We start from the raw sequence: 6000 nt of genomic DNA, 5'->3' as shown, positions 1-6000 counted from the left end.
CCCCTCACCCCCGCACGACCCCACCTCCCCGGAAGGGAAGCCCGACGATGGCGTCCAGTCCTCCTCTCGCGCCGCTCCGCGGCCGCGTCCCCCGCCCCCGCCGCCGCGACGACGGCGCGATCATGCCCGCGTCCGGCCGCGGCAGCTACTGGTTCTACCTGCTGCCCGGCTTCGTGCTCCTGGCGGCGATCATCCTCGTGCCGCTCGGCTGGAACGTGTACCTGTCGTTCACGAACTACCGCGGGATCCTGCCGCCGCAGTTCACGGGGCTCGACAACTGGCGCCGGCTGATGGCGGACGGCCAGTTCTGGATCTCGTTCCGGAACAGCATCGTGATGATCCTGGCGATGGTGATCGTGCCGACCAGCCTCGGCCTCGTCCTCGCAGCCGCACTGTTCGACGTGATCGGCAAGAAGTTCGGCGGCAAGCTCGCCAGCTTCCTCCGCGCCACCTACTACCTGCCGCAGATCCTGCCGGCCGTCATCGCCGCGATCGTCATCGGGTGGATCCTCCGCCCGGAGAACGGCGCCCTCAACGCGGTGCTCGGCGCGGTCGGGCTCGACGGCCTGCAGCACAACTGGCTCGGCAGCCCGGACACCGCGCTGCTCTCGGTCGCGGTCGTGCTCGTGTGGGTGCAGATCGGGTACCCGGTCGTCGTGTTCATGGCGGCCCTGCAGCGCGTCGACCCCGAGCTCTACGAAGCCGCGGAACTCGACGGCGCGAACTGGTTCCAGCGGTTCCGCTCCATCACGGTGCACATCATCCGGCCCGAGATCTTCGTCGTCGTGCTCACGTGCACGATCGCGGCGCTCAAGGTGTTCGGCCCCGTGTACGCCCTCACCGGCGGCGGCCCCGGCAACGCGACGATCGTGCCGAGCTACTACTCGTACAGCCAGTTCTTCCAGGCGCAGCAGGTCGGCTACGGCGCGACCATCGCCACCGCCCTCACCGTCGTGATCGTCATCGTCGCGATCGGGTTCATCGCCGCCCAGAACCGGGCCGAGCGCAAGGAGGAGGCACGATGACCGTGTCCGCACCCGACACCAGGGCGACCGTGACCGCCGACGCAGGACGGGCCTCCCGGCCGGCGGCGAAGCCGCGCAAGCGGCCGGGCGAGGGCGGGGTCAAGCGGCCCGCCGACTGGGTCGTGCTCGCCGGCGGGGTCGTCATCGCGGTGCTCATCGCCGCGCCGTTCCTGCTCATCCTGCTCAACTCGTTCAAGACGCCCGCGGACTACGCGGCCGGCGGCCCGCTCGCCTGGCCGTCCCAGCTGTCCTTCGACGGCATCACGACGTTCTGGAACCGGGTCGACTTCCCGCTGAAGCTCTGGAACAGCGTGTTCATCAGCGGCATGGTGGCGCTGCTCGCGGTGCTCATCTCGATCCTCAACGCCTTCGCGATCGGCATCGGCCGGGTCCGCTACCGCACCTGGATCGTGGTGCTGTTCATGCTCGCGAACATGCTGCCGCAGGAGGTGCTGCTCTACCCGCTCTACATGATGTTCAAGGGCGTCGGGCTGTACGACAACGTGTGGAGCGTCATCATCGTCTTCACGGTGATCCAGTCCGCGTTCGGCACCTACCTGCTGTCGAGCGTCTACGGCACCTTCCCGAAGGAGATCCTCGAGGCCGCGGCGCTCGACGGCGCGGGTCGGTGGCGGGTGCTCTGGCGCGTCATCGTCCCGATCAGCCGCCCGACCCTGTCGGTCCTGCTCATCTTCTTCTTCATCTGGACGTGGAACGAGTTCCTCATCCCGCTGACCTTCCTGGTCAGCAACGACAACCAGACGGTCCCGGTCGCGATCTCCCTGCTGCAGGGCGACCGGCTCATGGACGTCACCACCACGAGCGCGTCGGCCCTGCTCGGCCTCATCCCGACGCTCGTGTTCTTCCTCATCTTCCAGCGCACCCTCGCGCGCGGCATCACGGCAGGAGCGGTCAAGTAATGAAGTTCACCGACGGGTTCTGGCAGCTCAGGCCCGGAGTCCGCCCCGTGTACGCCGCCGAGGCGTACGACATCGACGCGCGGCAGTCGCCCGAGGGCGACCGCCTGGTCGTCACGGCGCCGACGAAGGTCATCGCGTCGCGGGGCGACACCCTCAACCGTCCGACCCTCACCGTCTCGCTGTCCAGCCCGATGGAGGGCGTCGTCACCGTCCGCGTCGAGCACCACCGCGGTCGCCGGCCCGAACTGTCGTTCGACCTGGTCGGCCAGGAGGCGGGGCACGGCTCCGTCACGGTCGAGGACGGGGTCGGGACCCTCACCTCCGGCGACCTGTCGGCCGTCGTCACGCCCGGAGCGCCGTGGGACCTCCGGTTCCTGTCGGAGGGGCGGGTGCTGACCGGCTCCGGGCACAAGTCGCTCGGGTACGTCTCGCTCGAGCCCGGCGCCGAGGTGTCGCGCGGGGTCGTCGGCAACGCACGGGTCCAGGGCGCGGACGCCCCCGCCTCGGACACGTTCGTGCACGCGCAGCTCGACCTCGGCGTCGGGGAGCTCGTCTACGGCCTCGGGGAGCGCTTCGGGCCCCTCGTGAAGAACGGGCAGACGGTCGACATTTGGAACGCCGACGGCGGCACGTCGAGCGAACAGGCGTACAAGAACGTGCCGTTCTACCTGACGAACCGCGGGTACGGCGTGCTCGTCGACCACCCTGGACACGTCTCCTTCGAAGTCGGGTCCGAGACCGTCGAGCGCGTGCAGTTCTCGGTGCCGGGGGAGTCCCTCGTCTTCCACGTCATCGGTGGGGGCAGCCCGGCGGCCGTCCTCGAGCGGTACACGCAGCTCACCGGGCGCCCCGCACACGTGCCGGCATGGTCGTACGGGCTGTGGCTGTCGACCTCGTTCACGACCGACTACGACGAGGCGACCGTGACCTCGTTCGTCGACGAGATGGCAGCCCGCCAGCTGCCCGTCTCGGTGTTCCACTTCGACTGCTTCTGGATGCGCGAGTTCACCTGGTGCGACTTCGAGTGGGACCCCCGGGTGTTCCCGGACCCCACCGGCATGCTCGGCCGGCTGCACGACAAGGACCTGCGGGTCTGCGTGTGGATCAACCCGTACATCGGGCAGGCGTCGAAGCTGTTCGACGAGGCGGTCGAGGGCGGCTACCTCGTGATGAACCCCGACGGCACCGTCTGGCAGTGGGACCTCTGGCAGGCCGGCATGGGCCTCGTCGACTTCACGAACCCCGAGGCCACCGCGTGGTACCAGTCGAAGCTCCGGGCGCTCGTCGAACAGGGCGTCGACTGCTTCAAGACCGACTTCGGTGAGCGCATCCCCCTGGACGTCGTCTACGCCGATGGCAGCGACCCCGAGCGCATGCACAACCTCTTCACGCAGCTGTACAACCAGGCCGTGTTCGAGGTGCTCGAGGAGACCCGCGGGACGGGCGACGCCGTCCTGTTCGCCCGCTCCGCCACCGCCGGCGGCCAGCAGATGCCGGTGCACTGGGGCGGCGACAACACCTCGTCGTTCCCGTCGATGGCCGAGACGCTCCGCGGTGGGCTCTCGCTCGCGCTGTCCGGCTTCGGGTTCTGGTCGCATGACATCGGCGGCTTCGAGGGCACCCCGGACCCGGCCGTGTTCAAGCGCTGGGTCCAGTTCGGGTTGCTGTCCTCGCACAGCCGGTTCCACGGCAGCAGCTCGTACCGGGTGCCGTGGGCGTTCGACGAGGAGGCCGTCGACGTCACGCGGATCTTCACCGAGCTGAAGCTCCGGCTGATGCCGTACCTGTACGCGGCCGGGCTCGAGGCGTCGGCGCGGGGCATCCCCGTCATGCGCCCGATGCCCCTGGCGTTCCCGGACGACCCGACCGCGGCGTACTGCGACCGGCAGTACATGCTCGGCGCGGACCTGCTCGTCGCGCCGGTGTTCAGCGCGTCGGGCGACGTCGAGTACTGGCTGCCGGCCGGATCGTGGACGAACTGGTTCACCGGCGAGGTCGTTCCCGGCGGGGTCTGGCGGCGTGAGCAGCACGGCTTCGACACCCTGCCGCTGTGGGTCCGGGAGGGTGCCGTGCTCCCGCTGTCCACACGCACCGACCGGCCGGACCACGACTACCACGAGGCGCTCGAGTTCCGGGCGTTCCCGGGCGCGGCCGGTGCCGGCAGCCGTGCGGTCGTGGTGACGGCGCCGGACGGCCGAGCCGCGACGTACGACGTCACGTACGCGGCGGACGGCACGGTCAGCCCCGCAGCCTGACCCGTGCCGAGCCTCGGCTCGGCGGGCGTCCTGCGCCTCCTGGAGGCCGCGGGGTGTCCGCCGGGCCGAGGCTCGTGCCACGCGCGTCCAAAAGTGTGATGTACTGCACATCAGACGGAGAGGCGGGTGGACGATGTGGTGGTGGATCGCTACTGGTGCGGCATCGGTCGGAGGGCTCGTCTTCTGGGTGTGGATCTGGCGGTTCACCGACTTCGGACACCGTTCGCGCGGCTTCGAGCAGACCGACCAGGAGATTGCGGCCGCGCTGCGAGAAGCGCAGCGCGGCCGCGACATGGGCCAGTTCTACGGACGCCACTGAACTTCCATCACGACGTTCAACCCCGGCGGGCCGCACTACGCTGACGGGGACCACGACGGATCGGAGCGGACATGACGGAGGCGAGCACTGCCTCCCGTCCGGTGCGCACCACGGACGTCGTCCGACGACGGAACCTCGCCCGGGTCCTCCGGCTCGTGCACGAGGGTGGGCCGATGCCGCGCTCGGCACTGACCCGTGAGACCGGCCTGAACCGGTCGACCGTCGCCGCGCTCGTCGGGGAACTGGTCGAGCTCGGCCTCGTCGTCGAGGGGGATGCGCCGCCCGCGACCGGCGTCGGCCGTCCGAGCGCGACCGTGTCGGCGTCCGCCGAGGTCGTCGCCCTCGCGATCGTCCCCGAGATCGACGCCGTCACCCTGGCCGTCATCGGTCTCGACGGCACCGAGCACGAACGTCGTACCGTCCGGACCGCGACCGTCTCCACCCCGGACGAGGCGCTGGCCATCGCCGCCGACCTCGTCGGCAGCGCTGCGGAGCGGCAGCGGGACGCCGGCCGCCGGGTGGTGGGTGTCGCCGTCTCCGTCCCCGGCATCGTGCGCGTCGACGACGGCGTCGTCCGGTACGCGCCGCACCTGGCCTGGCGGGACGAGGCCTTCGCCGCCCCGCTCGCTGACCGCACCAGGCTGCCGGTCCGGGCGGCGAACGACGCGAACCTCGGTGTCACCGCGGAGTTCCTGTACGGGGCCGGCCGTGGCGCCACCGACGTCGTGTACGTCAACGGCGGGGCGAGCGGCATCGGTGGTGGGATCATCACCGGCGGTCGTCCGTTGACCGGCACCGACGGGTACGCGGGCGAGCTCGGGCACACCTTCGTCGCGGCAAACGGCATCCGGTGCCACTGCGGTGCCGTCGGGTGTCTGGAGACCGAGGCGTCCCAGGCGGCCCTGCTCGACGCGGCCCGGCTCGGGATCGACGAGGCCGACCGGCTGGGAGCGGTCCTGGCCGACGGTCCCGGGCCGGAGCTCGCGGCGGTCGTCGAGCGGCAGGTCACCGCGCTCGCCGTCGCGATCCGCAACGTGGTGCACACGGTCAACCCCGACGTCGTCGTGCTCGGCGGGTTCCTCGGTACGCTCCTGCGCCACGTCGGGAACCGCCTCGAGGACGCCGTGCGGGCGCAGACGATGACGGCGATGGGGGAGAACCTCCGCATCGTGCCCGCCGAACTCGTCGGCAGCGTGCTGTTCCGCGGCGCCGCCGAGCTGGCCTTCGCGGCGCTGCTCGCCGATCCGGCGGGGAGCTGACCCGGCGGGGAGCTGATCCGGCGGAGAGCAGATCCGCCGGGAGGGCGATGCGTGCCGGACGTGGTCCCGCGGACGCCCGCCGCAGTTCGGGTCAGGGGCGGGCGTCCACGGCCAGCGCGTGCCTCCGGGAGTGGCAGGCGCGAGTCGTCGCTCCGCGAGGTCAGGGTCCCTCGCGTGCCTTCCGGCTGGGCGACTCGGGGAACGCTACGCCGTCCGGCTGGA

Annotated in this window: 5 protein-coding genes; all 5 read left to right on the top strand. The window is 70.9% G+C overall.

The annotated features are described in order from the left end of the window. The first annotated feature begins 122 nt into the window (after positions 1–122). The 5 genes from DEI91_RS15675 to DEI91_RS15655 all read left to right on the top strand — a co-directional run bounded on the left by DEI91_RS15675 (position 123) and on the right by DEI91_RS15655 (position 5778). Positions 123–1025, top strand: a complete 903-nt coding sequence (locus tag DEI91_RS15675) for a carbohydrate ABC transporter permease (protein WP_110891462.1) — start codon at positions 123–125, stop codon at positions 1023–1025. After that, on the top strand, positions 1022–1945 hold the full coding sequence (locus DEI91_RS15670; RefSeq protein ID WP_111053186.1) for a carbohydrate ABC transporter permease: 924 nt from the start codon (positions 1022–1024) through the stop codon (positions 1943–1945). Before DEI91_RS15675 ends, DEI91_RS15670 begins: the two co-directional genes overlap by 4 nt. Beyond that, positions 1945–4200: an alpha-xylosidase gene (gene yicI, locus DEI91_RS15665; protein ID WP_111053185.1), complete on the top strand. Its 2256-nt coding sequence runs from the start codon at positions 1945–1947 to the stop codon at positions 4198–4200. Before DEI91_RS15670 ends, yicI begins: the two co-directional genes overlap by 1 nt. A 133-nt stretch (positions 4201–4333) precedes the next feature. After that, complete coding sequence (locus DEI91_RS15660; protein ID WP_111053184.1) at positions 4334–4519, top strand: hypothetical protein; 186 nt, start codon at positions 4334–4336, stop codon at positions 4517–4519. A 71-nt stretch (positions 4520–4590) separates the two neighbouring features. Next, positions 4591–5778 carry an ROK family transcriptional regulator gene (locus DEI91_RS15655; protein ID WP_111053183.1) on the top strand — a complete coding sequence of 396 codons (1188 nt, stop codon included), beginning with the start codon at positions 4591–4593 and terminating at the stop codon, positions 5776–5778. Positions 5779–6000 lie beyond the last annotated feature (222 nt).

This window comes from Curtobacterium sp. MCBD17_032 (assembly GCF_003234855.1).
GTDB lineage: Bacteria > Actinomycetota > Actinomycetes > Actinomycetales > Microbacteriaceae > Curtobacterium.
The sequence above is the reverse complement of the archived record's forward strand: the minus strand, read 5'-3'. Positions and strand labels throughout refer to the sequence as shown.

What these genes read in the sequence shown, in the direction of transcription:
- yicI (WP_111053185.1), top strand. Translation starts at nt 1,945, where the DNA reads ATGAAGTTCACCGACGGGTTCTGGCAGCTCAGGCCCGGAGTCCGCCCC.
- DEI91_RS15655 (WP_111053183.1), top strand. Translation starts at nt 4,591, where the DNA reads ATGACGGAGGCGAGCACTGCCTCCCGTCCGGTGCGCACCACGGACGTC.
- DEI91_RS15675 (WP_110891462.1), top strand. Translation starts at nt 123, where the DNA reads ATGCCCGCGTCCGGCCGCGGCAGCTACTGGTTCTACCTGCTGCCCGGC.
- DEI91_RS15660 (WP_111053184.1), top strand. Translation starts at nt 4,334, where the DNA reads ATGTGGTGGTGGATCGCTACTGGTGCGGCATCGGTCGGAGGGCTCGTC.
- DEI91_RS15670 (WP_111053186.1), top strand. Translation starts at nt 1,022, where the DNA reads ATGACCGTGTCCGCACCCGACACCAGGGCGACCGTGACCGCCGACGCA.